The following is a 16,993-nucleotide window of genomic DNA, read 5'->3' on the forward strand; positions in this document are numbered from 1 at the left end:
GGTGCTGGAGGCGCTGCAAGAGGCGCTGAGCGAAGCTCGGATGGAGGGCGCGCAGGCCCACGGCGTAGTGCGAGTGGCCAGCAGCCCCACCTTGTCGGCCAGCCTGATGCCTCTGTTGATCGCGCGTTGTCGGCAGCGCTATCCGCAATTGAGGCTGGTGTTGCACGACCAGGTGCAACGGCTGAACGTCGACGCGGTTACGAGCGGGGAGGTGGATTTTGGCCTGGTGGTGGAGCCCGACGCGGCCGTTCCGCTGGAGAGCGAGCCCTTGCTGGAGGACGATTTCTGGTTGGTGTGCCGCAGCGACCACGATTTGGCCGCTCATGAGGCCGCGCATTGGGCGCAGCTGGATGGCCTGTCGCTGGTGTTGCTGGACCACAGCTCCGGCAGCCGCCGGCTGATTGATGAGCTGCTGCTCAAGCATGGCTTGGCATGCGAAGTGACACAGCAATTGGGGCACTCGCAATCGGTGTTCCGCATGGTGGCGGCCGGCTTGGGCCTCAGCGTCACGCCGGGGTTGGCCATGCCGCTGCCCGCTGGCGGCGGTTTGAGCGTATTGCCGCTGCTGCCGGTGGAAAGGCGCCGTATTGTGTTGATCAAACGGCCTAACCGTTCTCTGTCCCCGCTCGCGCGGAAGGTTTGGCAACTGGCGCTGGAAATGCGCGCGGAACTGGCCGCCGCGGCGCGGCCGGCCGCCTGGGGCGGCTGAGTTTGCCGGGCATGGCCGGGGTGCTTGCTGGAAAAGACGAAGGCCGCGGGCTATTTAGATACTAGCAGGGGCAAAAACGGGGCCAGGGACGCCGCGCGGCGTAAAACAGCGCAGCGGGCTTGGTTGCGGAGGCCCGAAGCGGGCGCCGGTAGTGAAAACAGCCAGCACGAGATGGGCTAGAGGGGGAGACGATGCCGCAAATCTTGGTGGTTGACGACGAAGCCATATCCCGGCAGTTCCTGACCGCGGTGCTGCGCCAGATGGGCATGAGCAAGATATCCGAGGCGGTGGACGGCCTGGACGCGCTGATGCAGCTGGATGCCGGCGACCGGGCTTTCGATCTGATCTTTTGCGATTTGGACATGCCGCGCATGGACGGCGTCGAATTCGTGCGTCATTTGGGGGAGAGGGCTTACCAGGGTAAATTGCTGATCACCAGCGGTTTCGACGAAAGGGTGTTGGACAGCGTGGCGGATCTGGCGCGGATGTACGCGCTGCGCTTGTGCGGGGTCTTGCCCAAACCGGTGGATCCGGAACAGTTGCTGGCGATGCTGGCCGCGCCCATCGCTGCGGGAGAGGCGCTTTGTCTGCCCATGGAGCGGATCAACAGCGAAGAGTTGCGCCTGGGCATAGAGCGCGGCGAAGTGGTGCCGTTTTTCCAGCCGCAGGTGGATGTGGCCAGCGGCCGGGTGCTGAGCGTGGAGGTGCTGGCGCGTTGGCTGCATCCGCAACTGGGTTTGCTGGGCCCGCTGCAATTCATCGAGTTGGCTGAACAGAGCGGCCTGATCACGCAGATGACCAAGCGCTTGTTCGCAGATGCGTCGCAAGCGTTGAAGCGCCTGGACGCGCGCAAACGCCTGGACATGTCGGTCAATCTGTCCATGCAATCCTTGAAGGAGGCCAGCCTGGTGGCTTCTTTGGTTTCGATTGCGCGCGAAACCGACTTGGAGATGTCCCGCGTGACGTTTGAAGTCACGGAAAGCGGCGTGATGGCGGATCCGGCCTCGGCGCTGGAAATCATGACCCGTTTGCGTTTGAAGGGAGCCGGCCTGGCGATTGACGATTTCGGCACCGGTTTCGCCAGCATGGACCGGCTGGCGCGCATCCCGTTCACGGAATTGAAAATCGACAAAGGCTTCGTTATCGATGCGGCGGGCAACGCCACCAACCGCTCCATTTTCCTTGCCAGCGTCGAATTGGGACGACGCCTGGGCCTGAAAGTGGTGGCCGAAGGCGTGGCCTCCGAGGCCGAATGGGCCTTGTGCCGGGAGTTCGGCGTATTGGCCGCTCAAGGCTCCCTGATCTCCCCGCCGGTAGACGAGGCCTCCTTCGCCGAGTGGCTGGCGAGTTGCGGCGGAGGCGCGTCGCCGCCGGCGCGGGATTGGATATTCATTGCAACGCCTACCTAAGCGAGAAAACCATGAGACGACTTGGAACCCTATTGTTGCTGCTCGGCCTGGCCTTCGCGACGCCCTTGGCCGCGGCTGCCGACGCTTTGGTCAAACCCGCCGGGAAGGCGGTGCTGGTGATCAGCGGCAATATCAGTCAAAAGAATCAGGGAGACGCCGCGGCCTTCGACATGGCGATGTTGGCCAAGCTGCCGCAACGCAGTTTCAGCACCCACACTCCCTGGTATCCGGGTTTAACCCGCTTCTCCGGGCCGTTGCTGCGCGACGTGTTGGCCGCGGCCGGCGCACACGGCAAATTGTTGAAAGCGGTGGCGCTGAACGACTACAAGACCGATATCCCCTTTGACGACGCCAGCCGATTCGACGTGATTCTGGCGACGCAAATGAACGGCAAACCAATGCCGGTGCGGGAGAAAGGGCCCTTGTTCATCGTCTACCCCTACGACTCGCAAGAAGAGCTGCGTTCGGAGCTGTATTACAACCGTTCCGCCTGGCAGCTTAAATCCCTGCTGGTGCATTAAGCGCGATGAATACGCCACAGCGCAGCTACTCCTCCTGGCGGAGCCTGATCTTGATCGGAGCGACGCTGGCCTGCGTGTTCGCCGGGGTGGCCTATATCCAGGTACGTCAGGCGGACATGCTGAACACGGCGGCGCGCTACGAAGGCGACAACATCGTATGGGCCTATTTTCAGCTCGAAACCGAGTCAATGAGGCTGCAGACGACGATAGAACATGTGCTGAACCATGAGCAGGACCGGGCGGAACTGCAAGAGCGCTACGACATTTTCGTCAGCCGCGTGGGGGTGGTCGACCATGGCCTGTACTCCAGCCTGCTGGATGGCACCCAGGAATACCAGCAGGCACGTCCCAAGCTGGACGCCTTCATCCGCAAGGCCGATGCCTATTTCAGTCGCCAGTCCGGAGTGGCACTGGAGTTGGACGGCTTGCGGCGGCTGGACTCCGAGCTGGACTTGCTGAACGGACCATTGCACGACCTGTCGCTGGTGGCCAATCAGCGCATGGCGGAGCAAGTGGACGCGCGCAACAAAAGCATGCAGCAACACATCGTGGTCAGCAATTGGCTGATGGCCTTCGAATGGGCGCTGATCCTCGGTTTCGCCATTATCGTGGTCCGGCAGTTGCGGCAGTTGGAACGGCGGCGTCACGAGTTGGAAGAACTGACCGGCGTACTGGAGCAGGCTCGGGTACAGGCCGAGGCCGGCAGCATGGCGAAAAGCGTGTTTCTCGCCAATATGAGTCATGAAATCCGCACGCCGCTCAACGGCGTTCTGGGCATGCTGTCCTTGCTGGGAGACTGCACCCCCACGCCGGTGCAGGCCGACTACATCAAGACCGCCGAAGAGTCCGCTCGCCATCTGATGGCCTTGCTGAACGATGTGCTGGACGCCAGCAAGCTGGAGTCGGGCAAGCTGGACCTGCTGCCCACAGTGTGCAATTTGCGGCAACTATTGTTGCAATGCGAAAGCCTGATGCGCGGCCAGGCCGTGGCCAAGGGGCTGGCCATGCGCATGGCGCTGGATTTGAACGTGCCCGAGTGGGTGCTGTGCGATCCGACCCGCCTGCGGCAAATCCTGCTTAACCTGCTCAGCAACGCGATCAAGTTCACCGAGATGGGCGCGGTGACCATTCAGGCGGAGGCCGCGGAATCGGGTTCGGAAAGCGGGGCCGTGCTGCGGATCACGGTAAGGGATACCGGCATAGGCATGGATGACGCTAGCCTGGCGCGTTTGTTCAAGCGCTTCTCCCAAGGCGACAGCTCCACCGTGCGTCAGTACGGCGGCAGCGGCCTGGGCCTGGAAATCTCCCAAAACCTGGCGCAACTGATGGGCGGCGGCATTACCGTGCACAGCGCGCTGGGCGCGGGCAGCGTCTTCGTGCTGTCGCTGCCCTTGCAAGCGATGAGTGCGCCGGAAGGCCTGGTCAAGGCGGGTGCCGAGGCGGATCCGACGGAGCCGGGGCGTCAGCTCCGTGTTTTGGTGGTGGACGACAACCCGGTCAATCGCAAATACATGCAGGCGATGCTGCAGAAACAAGGGCACTTCGTCACCGTGATTCAGGACGGAGCGGAAGCCGTGGAGGCGGCAACCCGGCAACCTTTCGATCTGGTTTTGATGGATTTGCACATGCCGGCGATGGACGGCATCGAGGCGACAAGGCGTTTGCGCGAGCGCGCGATGACGCCGGGCATGAAGATTGTTGCTTTGACGGCCGACGTCCTCTCGGAAACGCGGGATAAAGCCCTGGCCGGCGGGCTGGATGATTTTCTGGCCAAGCCGCTGCACGCGGAAGATTTCCAAGCCATGCTGGAGCGTCAGTTCGGCGATGGGCCGGCCCCGGAGCGCAGCGCCGAGCCCTCCATGTTGCCGGCCTTGCTGGACGTGGCGATGATAGAAAAAATGACGGAAATGCTGACCTTGGAAAAATACCGGGAGTTGGTGGCGCAATTCTTCGCCGGCAAGGTCGGCAGGGTCGATGAATTGCTGGCCGCGGCGCTGGCCGGTCAGCGAGATCAGGTGCGGCGCCACTCGCACAATTTGAAGGGAGCCGCGTTGACCCTGGGCTTCAGCGCTCTGGGCGGGTCCTGTGCCGGACTGGAGCGCTTGGCCTTGGCGGCGGAGGAGGGGCTGGCCGACGAGGCGGAAAGAGTCGGCCTCCTGTTCGACTCGACGCGCAGCGCCTGCATCGCGGCCGGCTATCTCGCCGGCATGGACCTGCCGGCGTTGCGTTAGTCGCGGGGCGGCGTGAAAATCGTCGGCGCGTCCCATGTGGGCGCGTAGCCTGCGGCGGAAGTGATAAGATCGAGGCGAGTCAGTGCTTGAATCCCATACTGAATAAAAATAGAGGGCCGAAACCGTCCATGAGCCAGAACGATTGCTTGTCCATTTTGTTTGTTTGCATGGGAAGTATACAGGCTGGACTGCAAACCCGCGCCGGCACTGGCTTGTCAATCGACATGTCAATCATTTTGTCAATGTGGCCGGCGAGGGTTTGAGGAGGGAAGGGCTAGGATATGTCAACAGTCCACCACTCGCCGCGCGGGTCGGCGTAAAGGTCGGCGCTGTCGTCGGAGGTGTGGCCGAGTAGGGTTTTTGTGTTGACTCCGGTTTTGAGGTCGAGGTGTAGGCGTTTGGCGAGACTTCGGATTTCGTGGAAAGTCGGCGGGTTTTTCCCTGGCCACTCATGGGCCTGTTCTTCGTCCGAAAATTCATCGCGCAATACTTCAGTGAATGCTTTGCTCATTGTTTGTTCATGCACGCTGTCGGCTGCTTTTGCTACGCCGATATTTACACGATGATGGCAAATGGTGGTTGCGCCCTTGATTTTGGTTTCCTGAGATTTTGCGATGATTGATCCAAGAGTCTCTCCTGGAAAGCTTGGCAGCGATAGGCCTAGTGGTATTCGTATGGGGTGTTTCTCCTTTGCCTGAATAATGTGTAAATATTCGGTCCTTGATTCTGGGTCTGCTTTTATGTCTGAATACTTCATGTCCGCTATGTCTCCTACTCGTTGCGCGGTAAGAATTGCAAGCATTAATGCAGTTTCAAACCAAGGGTCTTTGTCTGTCTTTCCTCTCTGTAATATTCGCTTAAACTGCGCTATATTAATTCGCGCTCGCTTAACAATAGGTTGAGGTTTCTTAATTAATGTGGCTGGGTTTTTGCCAATGTCTATCCACTCATTTGCAATGGCCTCATTGAAGCAATCTGTTAGCGTGCTGTGAATGGATTGAGCTAATCTGACCTTGTCTTGCTCGATGAGTGGATCAATTGCTTTTTTGCAGTCTTGTGGGGTAATGTTTGCAATTAGGGTTCTGGCTTCGAATGCACCTCTAATGTATTTGATTTTAGATTTTTCTGTTCTCTTTGTGTTGTCGCTGCGTGGCCTTCCTCCTTTTCCTTTTCTCTTTGATAGAATGTCTTGGTAAACGTCTAGCCAGGCATGGAATGTTTTGGTGTCTCGCCCCTTGATTCTTTCTGTTAAGCTGTTTTGTTGTGGCTTGCGATGTTCGAGTTCTGCATTAGCTTCTCGCGCTTGGCTTGCTGCGTCTGCAAAGTCGTAACCTAGTCCAAATTCTTTTTTTGTGACGGGATGCTTCCAGTAATAGTAAAGCCCACCTTGGCGTGGCCGTGCCAATAAATAGTCTGGCCAATGTCGGCGGTTTCGCTTGCGGGCTCCTGCCATATTTCATTCTCCTGTTATATTCTGTCTTTAAGTCGGGCCTTTTGATTGGGGGCGGGCTTTGTTGTTCTTGGCCTGGGCCTTCTAATGCCGCCAATAAACTTGGCGTTTTCGCTAACAAAATATTCGCGCCCAATAAATTCAGGTAGTGGAATAATTTGTCCGTTGTCCCGCCATTTCCTCAGTAGGTAATCGCTTGGCGGTGGGCTGAATTTTTGGGCAGCCCACGTTCTGAGTGGGATGTTTTTTACAGTGCTCATGGAGTAGCCTTTGCAGTTAATATTGATTGGATTGGCGGATGCTTCGGCAAGTTATCCGCCTCCTTTCTTCATCGCTTCGACGGTGGCTAGAAATTGCCGGGCCTCTGGCAGCTCGCGTTCATGCAGCGCGACACGCCTGCGTGCTCGTTCGAGTAGAGCGGCATGGGCGTCTTCCCATGTGCGAAACAATGGCACTCCGATCAGCGCTCTGGAATTGGAAGGCCGCTTTTTGCACTCGCCGATGCGCGACTTTTTTTTTCTGCATCGGAGGTAGGTAGTATTTAGTCATCTCGATTTGGGTTGCTCCGAAAAGTGCTGGGTCACGGGTTCACGCCGTCGAGGCGAAGGTGTGCGCGAGATTTTCCCGAAATGGGGTATACGAGTACATGGCCGTCGATGGAGCGAAGGGTATGCATATTGCGCCGCTCCGCTAATTTGGAAATTTGTTGTTGGTTGATCCCGCCTACGATTGCGCATGTGACTGCGCCGACTGTATCTAACATGCCGCTATTGGTTAATTGGCGAGTGCTGTTTAATTGGGTTGTGACGGATGCAATCCCCGCACCGGGCTGATTTAGGATGTCGCGGAGCAGTTCCTCTAACTGAAAGCTTTCGGATTTGATGGACTGGATTTGCTTGGTGACTTGAAGGGCGGTTTGGTCAAGCTGCTGTTGAAGGTCAAACGTGAGCTCCATTGCTATTGCTCCTGATGCGGTGGCAGCGGTGCCGGCGCTGCGGAGGGTGTTTGGGGGAGAAGGCTAGCGCCGCCATAATGGCAGCGCTGAGGAAAATTAAGACGATGGTTGGCATGCTTGTTCAAGACTGGCTTGGATTTCTTCAAGCGTTGGAATGTCTTTGGCTTTGACGATCTGGACAGCGATAAGCGGATCGGGAAAATCAAACCATTCTTCCTCAATTACAAGCATGGTTCCATTGCCTAGGTTTATCTTGTCTGCGTCAACTCTTAAACCCTTATTCCATGCTTCATCAATTTGCCTTAACGTACTTTTGATGTGTTCGCGGGCACGTTCTTGAGTCGCTAGATACTCTTTGTAGGTTTCTGAAACGGCGGCTTTGTGTTCGGCGATTTGAGCAATCGCTTTGACCAGTGCTTTGGGGGTCATGAGCTTCATCCCTCGTTTTTGAGAATTGGCGCAAGTTGGCTAAAGATCGAGTTCCACACCTGACTCAATCGGTGCTTGGGCATGAATGGCCAGTCCCCGGCCTGGACTTCGGCAAACGTCAGGTTCTGCGTCGTCATCTGGCGGATGTCTTCGCCAAAACACTGTGCGTCTCGCTGGTGGATGGTGACAATCCCGGCGATGCGGTCGCGGTTAAGCTTGTAGATGTCGGATTCGTGGAACGGGGTTCCGTGACTGTCTACTAGCGGCCCGTTGCGTTCGTTGAGCCAGACAACGATGGGCGCAGATGTGCTGGCAATCAGGGCTTTCAGGCCGTCTACGGTGTCGTCCTGTTCTTGCCCGGCCATCAGGATGGAGTGGAGCAGTACGCGCCGCCGCATGCTCGCCAGCACGTCCAAGGCGCCGGTTTCGGCGATATAGGCCGTGGCCGGTATAAAACTGGTGGCGCCGTTATCTACAACAGTCGCGCCCTGGTGCTGGTAGATCCATTCCACCATGTCATCAAACGCCCTGGAGTTGATTTTGTTGTTCTCCATGATGTCCAGCGGCCGGACGTTCATGGCCTTGTGGCGGGACAGCGTTTTGTTTACCGGGTCGCTGTCTATACCCAGCGGGTTGTTATTGAGTGCGGCCTCGGCCTGCTCGAGTAGCGATGCGACGAAGGACTTGCCGATGCCGCCCTTGCCCTGCAATACGTGGTGGCTGTTGTACATTTGATTACCATTTCTCCCGTTTTTGGGTGTGTGTGTGGTCGTTAAAGTTGAAGCGCTTGGGTCCGTTTTCCGTGCTTGTCGGGGACGGCAAGGGCGGCGCTGAGTGTCTTGCATGGCCTTCCTTTTCTTTCTGTTGGGCCTGTTTGATCCGGTGCAGGGTTACGCGGAACTCGTTGGCCGACATATGGATGCCGGCAGCGGCTAGGCCGGCGCGGATGCTGGCGTAAGACGCGCCGCGTCGCTTGGCCTCCTCTATTGCGGGGAGGGCTGCGCGAAATTTGGCGATCTTGCTGTCAGCGCCCAGCTGCTCCAGCGCGTCGCTAGGCGTCTGTTTGCTCATGGTTTGCTAATGCCTTGGCAATGGCTTGCTAATGTGGTGTTAACGCTTTGCTAATGCTGCGCTAATGAATAGCGCTAACGGGTGCCGTGTTAGCGCGGGCGGATGATGCGGCGGGCTGGGCAGCTGGGCGTGGCGTCCCAGCCGTTGGCGGTGTCTGCGCGCCGCTGGAGGCGTTCCGCGCGGTCTTCCTGACGGCGGCGTGTCTCGCGCGCTTTGGCCGTATGGTTGGGGTCTTGCTCCGGCTTGGCGTGGAAATAAAGCACGCTGGAGCGGGCTTCTATCATTTGCGCCGCGATAAAGCGAATGGAGACGGCTGTCATTGTTTTGTCCTTTATTGTTGTGAGAGTGCGGCTTGCTTTGCCTGGCCAGCCAGACCATTGCGCAGCTGTGCAGCTTTGCCGGCCTGCCAGCCATCAGAGCGGGCGGAGTAATCGCCCTTAAGCATTGCTCGCTCTCCCTGCCGGTTGCGTGGGGTAAAGTCGCCAAGGTCTGGGTAGTGTTTGGCCATGTAGGCCCCAATCGCGGCTTTGGCCTGGGAAGTGGTGGCAATATTGGCAACCAACTGCCTAACGGCAGCTACCCAGCCTTCACAAAACAAATCAGCGCGGCGTGTTTTAGAGGCGCGGATTAGGCGCTTGCACTTGGTTGCGATGAATTCGGCACGGGCTTTGCGTAGCTGGCGCGCCAGTACACTGAAAGCGTAGGCGGCTACCTCCGGCGCGGAGCCGGGGCCGATGAACTTCCAGCGTCCTCCGCTGAAGCCAGTGCTTAGTAGGTGATCACAGTTGAAGGCTCTGGCAATCAGGTGGGAAAGAGAGGCCTCCCAGCGTATTGGGGTTTTCTTGGCCCCTGCCGGCGTGTCCGCCTCGCTTACTTCTGCTAACAAGATGTCGCGGTCCGTGATGTCGTGCTTGCGCATCAGGGCTTGGGCTTGACGCAGCGCGGCGGCGGCTTCGTGTTCGTTGCTGCTCTTGCTGAGAGCAAGGCATTTTTTGATCTTGGCCAGAATGGCGGCGTTGTCGCTCATGCCGTTTGCTCCTCGCTGCGGGCCTGGGCTGCGGCTTGGGTCTTCACCGCCTTGGCCAGGCTCTTGTACAAGTCCGGGTGGGTTGTCTTGAGGTAGTCCGCAATCTGGACATCCTCGCCGCGCAGCGTGGTCAAGTCGATTTGCTCGATGTAGACCAGACGGAGCAATTCGCGGGTCGGCTTGGGCATGTCGCGGCCGCTTTCGTAGCGGGAGCCGCCGGATTGCGTGACGCCGATACGGGACCAGAACGCCTGTTGATTCAGGCCGGAGGATTTACGGATTTCGCGCGGGTTTTGGATTTTGCTGAACATGACTAATCCTTTGCTAATGCGTGGTTAATGCAGCGCTAATGCGCAGCTAATGAATTGCTAATGCTGCGGGTCCAAAAAAAGGCCTCACGGCCTGGGGTTCGGTGCATCCCTTTGCTCTCTCGTGTGAAAGCGCAAAGGGATGCCGGCGGAGCTGGTCAGAGGAGAGCGCGCGTTGGTTGAACGTGCGTTGCGCCGCCGGCGTGGGTGCGCGCCACTGGCGCGCTGTTGGATGTCCCGGCCGGAATGGGCCGGTGCATATTCGCGGGTTGTTAAAGATCGATTACTAAAAAACTTGTATCGAACTCTAGCAAGTAGAAAATTACAAGTCAACAGGTAATTGAATTGCAAGCCCGCTTGTTGCATTTTTGTTGTCTGTGGTGGTTGGCTTGTAGGACTAGTTAGAATTTTTCCTCTTTGCTATGACTAAGGGAGGGGAGGTGTGGAAATGAGGCTGACGCCAGATGTGGAACAGTTGATGGGAAGCTTGTCGTCAATCGGTCTTGGACATCTCGCGGCGTTGCAACAGTCATTGATAAAGCTGAACGATGAGGACGACATCCGAGCGTTTCTGCTTGCGTTGCAGCACGCATTGCCGGGCGCGCCGCCGCTGATTCTTGCTCGGATCGACGCAGAGGCAGAGGCGCGGGATGCGGTGATAGAGATAAACCTAGGTTGGGACGAGCGGTGGTTGAGGATGTACAAAGAACACGCTTTCCACCGGGTGGACCCTGTTATTCAGGCTGTTCCGGGCGCGGCTGTGATCTGGTCGCGGCTGATTCTGGGCGGGGTGAGGCCGTCCCCTGGCCTACGACGATTTCAGAATGCATGCAGGGCGCACGGCATGACGCATGGCCTGTCTTATGTTTCGTTGGTTCGCGGTGGCCACAAGATCGTGATTTCGCTGGTAGGGCGTGAGCTTGAGGACTCGGTAAGTGTCCGTCAGCTGTTGGGTAGGCTGCTGCCGTCCATTGCGGATGCGGCGGCTAGAGCGCTGGCTCCAAGTGTCTCGCTAGCTAAATTATCGCAGCGAGAACGAGATATATTCCGATTAGTAATCGCGGAGGGGATGACATATCACGAGGCTGGTGATGCGTTGTCTCTAAGCTACAGCACTGTAAAGCACCACATGCAGAGGGTGTTGAAACGTAGTGGATACAATACTTACGCGCAATTGGCCTGGCGGTGGCGAGAGCAATTTATTTAGATGGATTTTTGAGCTGGGCTGCTTGTAAATAATTTTTGGAGTTTAGCTAGCTGGCTAATGTTAACGATAATGCAATAGGGGTATAGTTTGCCTGGTTGTTGTGTCACTAGGCGTCGGGTAATGCATAATAAAACTAATGGAAACAGCACTTTCGAAACTAATCGTGATGCAGCCGTGGTGCAAATCCGGCTGACTGAGGAGGGCGAATTAAAAATAGACGAGTGGGGCGATGCGGAGGCAGCTTGGCGTTTCCTGCGGCAGTCTGATTTCTGGATGCAGTTTGTGAGCAAGTAGTCTGCGGCGGCCATCATGGCCGCTTTTTTGTTGCCTGACATTCCATGATAAGGCCGATGAGTTGTGCTATCTCCGCGATGCCTTTGTCTGCAATCTGTTGAGCAAGTTCTTCTATGTTGTCCGCTTGGGCGTAAGCTCCAGAGCTAACGTGTCCTGCCTTTGGGTCGCCTTTGCCGGTACTGAGCCAGCTAGGATTGACGCTCAGAGCTTTGGCGATAGGGATTAGCAGGGTAGTGGAGTTGCTGCGGCCGCACTCAAGGGAGCCGATTGTAGATGTGCCCACGCCAGCCCGACGGGCTAGTGCCTTCTGTGACAGCTTCGCTTGTTGGCGTGCGTGTCGGATTCTGTCGCCTACGGTTTTCATGTGCCCCATTTTCTGGGAACACTCTGTTACTAGGGCGATTGATTGTTGTTACTAGTGCGATTGGTTTGGTCAAATAAAAATAAGCGGCTTAGCCGCTTATTTTTTATCTAGCTTGTCCGCTAGGTTGCTGACTAGATGTCTAAGAAACTCGGCGATTGCTTCCGGGCTTTCTGCGGCGAGGTGGCGGGCCATCTCTTCAGGGTTTTTGAAGCTTAGCGAGCGTGCGGGGGATGTGCTTGGCGGCTCCGGAGGGGTGGCTACTTTTGTGACGGTTACTTTGGGTTGTTGTGGTGTGCCGTAGTCAAGCTCTAAAGGGGTTGTTTCAAGTAGCTCCGCTAGAGCTGCAAGTTTGTCCTGCCGTGGACGTGCCGTGGCCAGGGTGTAGCGCCGGGCCATTTCGTATGTGATGCCTAAGTGATCCGCAATGTCTTGAACGCTTTTCCCCGTCTGTTCCATCTTTTTTCTGATGTTTTGGGCGAGCGGAGAATCCGCATCATTGCTAACAGGGGTTGGGTTTGTGGGCGGGGTGGCCGGCTCGGGGCTGCCTTTGCCTGTGCTTAGCCAGATCGGGTCAAGCCCCGTGGCCTCGGCAATAAAAATGGTGAGGCTAGAGCTTCTGGCTGGTTTTGCTGAATTGCAGAGGTATTGAATGGCTTGAGGGCGTACTTCTTTCCCCATCAAGTCAGTGACTTTTCGGGCGAGTTTCGTCTGTCCGCCGGCTATTTCAACTGCATGCCGAATGCGTTCTGGGAATGAGTTCATTTGAATGATTTTACAAAAAACTTGTTTTTTGCGTTTGCAAGGATACTTGTAATCTTGTAACCTTCGAAATACTTGTGAACTTGTAATGGTGATGCCCATGTCTCGGGAAGCTCTCATCGAAGCGGTTAAGAAGGCTGGCACTCAAACGGCGTTGGCGGAGGCCATTGGCAAGCGCCAAGCTCACGTCCACTACTGGCTGACAAAGGCTGTTGGCGAGGTTCCGCCAGCTGAATTTGTTTTGAAGATTGAAGCGGCTACGGGGGTTTCCCGTCACCGTCTTCGCCCTGATTTGTATGGCCCATGCCCTGCTTAGGGTGTGGGCATTATGGTTTTCCCTCTCGGCGGCCACTGACCGGGCCGGCGAGCTTTGCCGGCTGATTCCGGCTTTTTTATTCCGTGTGTGGCTGTGACCAGCAGCCGCAGTAACTATAGCGACCCGAAAAATGAAAATCATGCAACGTGTGCCACACAAGACGCCCATTCGCATTTTGCGTGATGCGTTCACGACGTATCGCCAGCGTTCGGATAAGTCGTGGGAAGCGGTGGCCGCAGAGTTTATTGAGCGATTCGATGCGATGGGCCTGGCTCATGTGCTGCCGTTTGAGTTTCAGCGGCCTGGAGCGGGGAAAGACACGGCTCGGGTGATGCGAACAAATGGGCAGCGCCTCAATCGCTGGCTGGAGGTAGAAACCAAAGCAACGAGTCAGCTACCTGTTGAGCTCATGCAAGTGGCCTTGCATGCGCTGCCGGTGGATTTGCGGCTGTGGGCAATGACGGAAATTGCGCGTCCGGTTGGTTTGGATGTGGCGTTGGCCAAAACGCAGGAGGCCAGCGCCTCTCATGTTGAGTTATTGACGTCGCTTATCAAAGAGACCGGGGAGGGCTTGACGGCATTTTCGATGACGGTTGAGCGGCCGACGCTGGAGCGCCTGGAGTCTGCACTCATCGAGTTGAGGGAGTCGGAAGCCGCGCATCAAGAGGCTATTGCTGCTGTGCTGGGCTGCATTGCGGAGGAGTCCGAAAAGTGTCGGCCCGAGAGTTTCAAAAGCGCAGGCTGATGCAGCAGCGCGCCCGCTTCCGTCACGCGCCGTCCCGTTTCAAGGAAGACGAGCGCCGGCGCATGTTGGACGACGCCCTGGCGCTGTTGGATGGCCTGGCGCGGGATCGGGCCGAGGAGGCGCGGCGACGTGGCGGATAACGGGCTGGTTGAATGGGAGCTGGAGAGCGGCGACCCGGACAAGGACGCTGCTTATCTGGACGCGCTCCGTGGCAGCCACGGCGGCACGGCGCTGCGGAAGCGCGAGATTAAACGGCTGCAATTGGTCTATGGCGACGGCTACAGGATGAATGTAGAGCGCGCGCTGGGTGGGGATGTGCCCCAGTTGGCGGCGGAGATGAGGAACGGCGGGCGTAATGAGGCGCTGGCGATGCTGAACAAGTGACAAGCGATAGAAGGTGAATGTATGAATATTTTGCTATCCGAGGATGAGCAAGGGGCGTTGGCCGGGTGCAGCCTGGAGGCGATGCGCCTTTATGTGCTGGGGCTGCGGCCTGAGGTGGATATCCGTACCGGCCTAGTGGGTCGGGGGTTTGCCGTCAGCCGGGCGCAGCTGGCCATCAATATCCAGTTTGCTCCGCCGCGTGGGAGTCAGCGCGCGCCCTGGAAGCCGTCGCTCCGGCAATTGGATGCGCTGGTGGACGAGTTGGCCCGCGAGGGGCTGGCCAAGAGGGTTTCAACGGTGCATGAGGTCAAGAAATTGGTTTTGAAGCTGCCCTTGGTGTTATTGCGTCCGCAGGAGGAAGGGGGCATGAACGGGAATGATGAACCGGACATGAATGGGAATCCGAATAGTCAGACCCCGCAAGGGTTTGGCGGTTTGGCTGGGTCTGATGAACTGGACGCCTCGGCTAAACATGAGGCGGACATATCAGAGATATCTGTTGATATAGATATACCCCGCGCGTGCGCTCGCGAGAGCGAGCTTGCGACGGTGGCCAGTAAGTTGGGGGTATCTGGTGATATCCCCGGCTGGGTGGCGGCAGGGGTGACGCCGGCTATCTTGAAGCTGGCCGTAATGCGTACTAGGGTGCATGTCCGCGCCCCTCGGCGGATTCCCGCCAGTTACCTGGCGCAGGTGCTGGAGACGGTGCTGGAAGGGCGGGAAAGGCCCGTCCGTCCGACTGCGAAGCCAACAGCCAGTGCCGGCAAGCCGGCCAGGCCGGGAAATCGTTGGGTGAAGGTGGCGCCGGATTGCGCGTTCGATGGGCTGCCGCCTGTATCCGGCAATATGCCGCCCGAGGCGGCAGGGGGCGGGGATGACTGGATTGAATGAGGTGGCGGAGTATTTCCCGCGCGCTGCTGCGCGGCGTGGGCTGGCTGTTGTCCCTGGTCAGTGTGATGCTCATGGACCGTTTGAGGCGCTTGTACCAGCTGGCCACCGGCCGGTTTGTCCGCGCTGCACTGAGGAAAAAGAGCGTCTTCAGGAGGTTGAGCGACGGCGGGCGGGCATGCTTCGACAGGCGGGCGTCCCTGGCCGGTTCTCGGTGGCGACGTTCAGCCAGTTGGAAAGGGTCTGCGACGAACAGGCCGCCGTCATCACAAATTTCCGGCGGTGGGTGGCCGGTGTTGGCCGCGGGGAGGTCCGCTCAAACGCGGTGTTGCTGGGCAGAACGGGGACGGGCAAAACGCATATGTCCTGCGCGGCGGTGCTGGCGCTGATCCGGGGTTGCGGCATCCGGGCGCGCTATGTGACGTCTGAGCAGATCAAGCGGGAGGTGTGCGAAAGCTGGGGCGGCGGCGGCGAATCGGAATCGCGGGTTCTGGAGCGCTACGGGGCTTACCCCGTGCTGGTGCTGGACGAGGTGGACATTCTGGACGAGAAGGGGCCGGGGCTGCGGGTGCTGAACTCGGTGATTGACAAGCGTAGCGGGGAGCAGCGGCCGACGGTGTTTATCTCGAATCAGGATCAAGCGTCGTTGCACGAGTTGTTGGGGCGGCGGGCGGTAAGCCGGATGTTTGAAAGCGCGTTGATCATGCATTGCCCATGGGATGACTACCGCGCCCGCAAGGCGTGATAAAATCTCGCAGCACAAATAAAGCCCGGCAAGACCGGGCTAGGGATTCCCTCGGTCAATAGGGGAATTGTTATGTCGTTTGAAGTTGTGAATGTTGTGCGCTGGGCTATCGAGTTTTTGCAGTCTGGTGGCGTGGGTGCCGTGCAATATGGCGGCGGTGCTGCTGGGTGGCGGGATGGTTGCCGCGCTTCTGGTCGTATTGAAGCGCTGCGGGTGAATGATGCCTTGGTGGCGTTACCGCCTGCTCAGCTGCTGGCAATGTTGGCCAAGGTCCACGCGGACGACATCCGCCAGGGGCCGCCGGTGTGGAAGGACTTGTGTTCGTTCGTAAGGGTGAGTTGTCCGGAAGCGTTCGAGCGGTTCGGGCCTGAGGCTGGAGCCTGGTTGGTGCGCAAGTGGATGCGGCGCGATGACGGCAGCTGGCGCGAGTTTGCGCGGTTGTTCGGCGGATCGCCGCCCACTGCGAGAAAGTTCTTTGAAGTGCTGGTTGCGCCCGTGCTGGATGGCTGGTTCATTGCAGCCAAGGGCGAACTGGAAGTGGTGATTGAGCAAGTATTTGCTGGAGAGCTTCCAATTGCCGCTTGACAGGCCGCTGAATTTTTCAAATAATCCGTCCTGTCACCAGCCATAGGTGCGTCCAAAGCCCGAGTTAACCGCTCGGGCTTTTTGCATTCTTGGCGGTTGTACTGTTGGTTTTCTTTCTGTGTTTAGCGCCCTGGCGATTCGCCGGGGCGTTGCTTTTTGTGAGGTGGAATATGGCGGTATCGGCTCCGACGCCTTGCCGGGCGAGGGGGTGCGCGGCGCTGGTGCGCGATGGCTCGGGCTATTGCGAGCGACACCGGAAAGAGCGACACAAAGAAGTGGATGGCCGGCGAGAGTCGGCGAGTAAGCGAGGCTATGGCTATCGCTGGCAGCAGTACCGGTTGAAATACCTTCGGGCGAATCCGTTGTGTGTTGTGTGCCGAAAGTTGGGCTATGTCGTTGAGGCCTCGGTGGTAGACCACATCACGCCGCACTGCGGGGACCATCGTTTGTTCTGGAAGCCTGACAATCATCAGGCTTTATGCGCTCCGTGCCATTCGCGGAAGACGGCGAGTGAGGACGGAGGGTTTGGCAACCGCCGCGCGGGTTGATTCGGCGAGGCCGGGCCGGCGAGTGGCCGGGGGCGAGATGGCCCCCGG

General features: G+C 58.1%; 25 protein-coding genes. 14 read left to right on the top strand and 11 right to left on the bottom strand.

Annotated features, from left to right (window positions below):
• The first annotated feature begins 1 nt into the window (after position 1).
• The 4 genes from HA052_RS22420 (at position 2) to HA052_RS22435 (ending at position 4,870) form a co-directional block, all read left to right on the top strand.
• Positions 2-709: a LysR substrate-binding domain-containing protein gene (locus tag HA052_RS22420; protein WP_346774581.1), complete on the top strand. Its 708-nt coding sequence runs from the start codon at positions 2-4 to the stop codon at positions 707-709.
• A gap of 191 nt (positions 710-900) precedes the next feature.
• Positions 901-2,118 carry an EAL domain-containing response regulator gene (locus HA052_RS22425; protein ID WP_081550741.1) on the top strand — a complete coding sequence of 406 codons (1,218 nt, stop codon included), beginning with the start codon at positions 901-903 and terminating at the stop codon, positions 2,116-2,118.
• Between the two features lie 11 nt (positions 2,119-2,129).
• Entirely contained in the window at positions 2,130-2,639 is a 510-nt protein-coding gene (locus HA052_RS22430; RefSeq protein ID WP_081550739.1) for a putative pterin-binding protein, read from the top strand.
• 5 nt (positions 2,640-2,644) lie between these two features.
• Positions 2,645-4,870 (top strand): ATP-binding protein, encoded by a 2,226-nt coding sequence (locus HA052_RS22435; protein WP_166453668.1) that lies wholly within the window; start codon positions 2,645-2,647, stop codon positions 4,868-4,870.
• 274 nt (positions 4,871-5,144) lie between these two features.
• Here the strand turns inward: HA052_RS22435 and HA052_RS22440 are convergent, their stop codons facing one another.
• The 9 genes from HA052_RS22440 to HA052_RS22480 all read right to left on the bottom strand — a co-directional run bounded on the left by HA052_RS22440 (position 5,145) and on the right by HA052_RS22480 (position 10,113).
• Complete coding sequence (locus tag HA052_RS22440) at positions 5,145-6,323, bottom strand: phage integrase Arm DNA-binding domain-containing protein (RefSeq protein ID WP_166453669.1); 1,179 nt, start codon at positions 6,321-6,323, stop codon at positions 5,145-5,147.
• A 14-nt stretch (positions 6,324-6,337) separates the two neighbouring features.
• On the bottom strand, positions 6,338-6,580 hold the full coding sequence (locus HA052_RS28275) for an excisionase (RefSeq protein ID WP_166453670.1): 243 nt from the start codon (positions 6,578-6,580) through the stop codon (positions 6,338-6,340).
• Between the two features lie 320 nt (positions 6,581-6,900).
• Complete coding sequence (locus tag HA052_RS22450; protein WP_166453671.1) at positions 6,901-7,275, bottom strand: hypothetical protein; 375 nt, start codon at positions 7,273-7,275, stop codon at positions 6,901-6,903.
• Between the two features lie 96 nt (positions 7,276-7,371).
• Positions 7,372-7,704, bottom strand: a complete 333-nt coding sequence (locus tag HA052_RS22455) for a hypothetical protein (RefSeq protein WP_166453672.1) — start codon at positions 7,702-7,704, stop codon at positions 7,372-7,374.
• 5 nt (positions 7,705-7,709) lie between these two features.
• Positions 7,710-8,435, bottom strand: a complete 726-nt coding sequence (locus HA052_RS22460; RefSeq protein WP_166453673.1) for a P-loop NTPase family protein — start codon at positions 8,433-8,435, stop codon at positions 7,710-7,712.
• A gap of 4 nt (positions 8,436-8,439) precedes the next feature.
• Positions 8,440-8,775: a hypothetical protein gene (locus tag HA052_RS22465; protein WP_166453674.1), complete on the bottom strand. Its 336-nt coding sequence runs from the start codon at positions 8,773-8,775 to the stop codon at positions 8,440-8,442.
• Positions 8,776-8,864: 89 nt separating this feature from the next.
• Complete coding sequence (locus HA052_RS22470; RefSeq protein WP_166453675.1) at positions 8,865-9,095, bottom strand: hypothetical protein; 231 nt, start codon at positions 9,093-9,095, stop codon at positions 8,865-8,867.
• Between the two features lie 11 nt (positions 9,096-9,106).
• Positions 9,107-9,802 (bottom strand): DUF7168 domain-containing protein, encoded by a 696-nt coding sequence (locus HA052_RS22475; protein WP_166453676.1) that lies wholly within the window; start codon positions 9,800-9,802, stop codon positions 9,107-9,109.
• Positions 9,799-10,113, bottom strand: a complete 315-nt coding sequence (locus HA052_RS22480) for a helix-turn-helix domain-containing protein (RefSeq protein WP_166453677.1) — start codon at positions 10,111-10,113, stop codon at positions 9,799-9,801. Before HA052_RS22480 ends, HA052_RS22475 begins: the two co-directional genes overlap by 4 nt.
• 445 nt (positions 10,114-10,558) lie before the next feature.
• On the opposite strand from HA052_RS22480, the gene HA052_RS22485 reads away from it, so the two are divergent.
• Together HA052_RS22485 and HA052_RS22490 are read left to right on the top strand one after the other, a co-directional pair.
• The gene (locus HA052_RS22485; protein WP_166453678.1) at positions 10,559-11,317 is read left to right on the top strand and encodes a helix-turn-helix transcriptional regulator; all 759 of its coding nucleotides are present in this window, start codon (positions 10,559-10,561) and stop codon (positions 11,315-11,317) included.
• A gap of 120 nt (positions 11,318-11,437) precedes the next feature.
• Positions 11,438-11,611, top strand: coding sequence for a hypothetical protein (locus tag HA052_RS22490; RefSeq protein WP_166453679.1), 174 nt, complete (start codon positions 11,438-11,440; stop codon positions 11,609-11,611).
• A gap of 13 nt (positions 11,612-11,624) precedes the next feature.
• On the opposite strand, the gene HA052_RS22495 is transcribed toward HA052_RS22490, so the two are convergent.
• Together HA052_RS22495 and HA052_RS27450 are read right to left on the bottom strand one after the other, a co-directional pair.
• Positions 11,625-11,984: a helix-turn-helix domain-containing protein gene (locus HA052_RS22495; protein WP_346774582.1), complete on the bottom strand. Its 360-nt coding sequence runs from the start codon at positions 11,982-11,984 to the stop codon at positions 11,625-11,627.
• A gap of 87 nt (positions 11,985-12,071) precedes the next feature.
• Positions 12,072-12,836 (bottom strand): helix-turn-helix domain-containing protein, encoded by a 765-nt coding sequence (locus HA052_RS27450; protein WP_206119010.1) that lies wholly within the window; start codon positions 12,834-12,836, stop codon positions 12,072-12,074.
• Here HA052_RS27450 and HA052_RS28165 point away from each other — a divergent pair.
• From HA052_RS28165 to HA052_RS22540, 8 genes are all read left to right on the top strand, one after another.
• Positions 12,835-13,050 carry a YdaS family helix-turn-helix protein gene (locus HA052_RS28165; protein WP_166453681.1) on the top strand — a complete coding sequence of 72 codons (216 nt, stop codon included), beginning with the start codon at positions 12,835-12,837 and terminating at the stop codon, positions 13,048-13,050. The genes HA052_RS27450 and HA052_RS28165 overlap by 2 nt on opposite strands.
• Before the next feature lie 130 nt (positions 13,051-13,180).
• Positions 13,181-13,795, top strand: a complete 615-nt coding sequence (locus HA052_RS22510) for a toxin YdaT family protein (RefSeq protein WP_166453682.1) — start codon at positions 13,181-13,183, stop codon at positions 13,793-13,795.
• Complete coding sequence (locus tag HA052_RS22515) at positions 13,762-13,935, top strand: hypothetical protein (protein ID WP_166453683.1); 174 nt, start codon at positions 13,762-13,764, stop codon at positions 13,933-13,935. The genes HA052_RS22510 and HA052_RS22515 overlap by 34 nt, the downstream gene beginning before the upstream one ends.
• On the top strand, positions 13,925-14,179 hold the full coding sequence (locus HA052_RS22520; RefSeq protein ID WP_166453684.1) for a hypothetical protein: 255 nt from the start codon (positions 13,925-13,927) through the stop codon (positions 14,177-14,179). The genes HA052_RS22515 and HA052_RS22520 overlap by 11 nt, the downstream gene beginning before the upstream one ends.
• A 21-nt stretch (positions 14,180-14,200) precedes the next feature.
• Positions 14,201-15,070, top strand: a complete 870-nt coding sequence (locus tag HA052_RS22525; protein WP_166453685.1) for a hypothetical protein — start codon at positions 14,201-14,203, stop codon at positions 15,068-15,070.
• Positions 15,071-15,245: 175 nt separating this feature from the next.
• Complete coding sequence (locus tag HA052_RS22530) at positions 15,246-15,812, top strand: ATP-binding protein (RefSeq protein ID WP_166453686.1); 567 nt, start codon at positions 15,246-15,248, stop codon at positions 15,810-15,812.
• A gap of 72 nt (positions 15,813-15,884) precedes the next feature.
• Entirely contained in the window at positions 15,885-16,397 is a 513-nt protein-coding gene (locus HA052_RS22535) for a hypothetical protein (protein WP_166453687.1), read from the top strand.
• 170 nt (positions 16,398-16,567) lie between these two features.
• Positions 16,568-16,945: an HNH endonuclease signature motif containing protein gene (locus tag HA052_RS22540; RefSeq protein WP_166453688.1), complete on the top strand. Its 378-nt coding sequence runs from the start codon at positions 16,568-16,570 to the stop codon at positions 16,943-16,945.
• Positions 16,946-16,993: the final 48 nt, after the last annotated feature.

The sequence above is a fragment of the Chromobacterium fluminis genome, from assembly GCF_011602385.1.
GTDB classification, from domain to species: domain Bacteria; phylum Pseudomonadota; class Gammaproteobacteria; order Burkholderiales; family Chromobacteriaceae; genus Chromobacterium; species Chromobacterium fluminis.

What these genes read in the sequence shown, in the direction of transcription:
- HA052_RS22425 (WP_081550741.1), top strand. Translation starts at nt 901, where the DNA reads ATGCCGCAAATCTTGGTGGTTGACGACGAAGCCATATCCCGGCAGTTC.
- HA052_RS22430 (WP_081550739.1), top strand. Translation starts at nt 2,130, where the DNA reads ATGAGACGACTTGGAACCCTATTGTTGCTGCTCGGCCTGGCCTTCGCG.
- HA052_RS22435 (WP_166453668.1), top strand. Translation starts at nt 2,645, where the DNA reads ATGAATACGCCACAGCGCAGCTACTCCTCCTGGCGGAGCCTGATCTTG.
- HA052_RS22440 (WP_166453669.1), bottom strand. Translation starts at nt 6,323, where the DNA reads ATGGCAGGAGCCCGCAAGCGAAACCGCCGACATTGGCCAGACTATTTA.
- HA052_RS28275 (WP_166453670.1), bottom strand. Translation starts at nt 6,580, where the DNA reads ATGAGCACTGTAAAAAACATCCCACTCAGAACGTGGGCTGCCCAAAAA.
- HA052_RS22450 (WP_166453671.1), bottom strand. Translation starts at nt 7,275, where the DNA reads ATGGAGCTCACGTTTGACCTTCAACAGCAGCTTGACCAAACCGCCCTT.
- HA052_RS22455 (WP_166453672.1), bottom strand. Translation starts at nt 7,704, where the DNA reads ATGACCCCCAAAGCACTGGTCAAAGCGATTGCTCAAATCGCCGAACAC.
- HA052_RS22460 (WP_166453673.1), bottom strand. Translation starts at nt 8,435, where the DNA reads ATGTACAACAGCCACCACGTATTGCAGGGCAAGGGCGGCATCGGCAAG.
- HA052_RS22465 (WP_166453674.1), bottom strand. Translation starts at nt 8,775, where the DNA reads ATGAGCAAACAGACGCCTAGCGACGCGCTGGAGCAGCTGGGCGCTGAC.
- HA052_RS22470 (WP_166453675.1), bottom strand. Translation starts at nt 9,095, where the DNA reads ATGACAGCCGTCTCCATTCGCTTTATCGCGGCGCAAATGATAGAAGCC.
- HA052_RS22475 (WP_166453676.1), bottom strand. Translation starts at nt 9,802, where the DNA reads ATGAGCGACAACGCCGCCATTCTGGCCAAGATCAAAAAATGCCTTGCT.
- HA052_RS22480 (WP_166453677.1), bottom strand. Translation starts at nt 10,113, where the DNA reads ATGTTCAGCAAAATCCAAAACCCGCGCGAAATCCGTAAATCCTCCGGC.
- HA052_RS22485 (WP_166453678.1), top strand. Translation starts at nt 10,559, where the DNA reads ATGAGGCTGACGCCAGATGTGGAACAGTTGATGGGAAGCTTGTCGTCA.
- HA052_RS22490 (WP_166453679.1), top strand. Translation starts at nt 11,438, where the DNA reads ATGCATAATAAAACTAATGGAAACAGCACTTTCGAAACTAATCGTGAT.
- HA052_RS22495 (WP_346774582.1), bottom strand. Translation starts at nt 11,984, where the DNA reads ATGGGGCACATGAAAACCGTAGGCGACAGAATCCGACACGCACGCCAA.
- HA052_RS28165 (WP_166453681.1), top strand. Translation starts at nt 12,835, where the DNA reads ATGTCTCGGGAAGCTCTCATCGAAGCGGTTAAGAAGGCTGGCACTCAA.
- HA052_RS27450 (WP_206119010.1), bottom strand. Translation starts at nt 12,836, where the DNA reads ATGGGCATCACCATTACAAGTTCACAAGTATTTCGAAGGTTACAAGAT.
- HA052_RS22510 (WP_166453682.1), top strand. Translation starts at nt 13,181, where the DNA reads ATGAAAATCATGCAACGTGTGCCACACAAGACGCCCATTCGCATTTTG.
- HA052_RS22525 (WP_166453685.1), top strand. Translation starts at nt 14,201, where the DNA reads ATGAATATTTTGCTATCCGAGGATGAGCAAGGGGCGTTGGCCGGGTGC.
- HA052_RS22530 (WP_166453686.1), top strand. Translation starts at nt 15,246, where the DNA reads ATGCTTCGACAGGCGGGCGTCCCTGGCCGGTTCTCGGTGGCGACGTTC.
- HA052_RS22535 (WP_166453687.1), top strand. Translation starts at nt 15,885, where the DNA reads ATGTCGTTTGAAGTTGTGAATGTTGTGCGCTGGGCTATCGAGTTTTTG.
- HA052_RS22540 (WP_166453688.1), top strand. Translation starts at nt 16,568, where the DNA reads ATGGCGGTATCGGCTCCGACGCCTTGCCGGGCGAGGGGGTGCGCGGCG.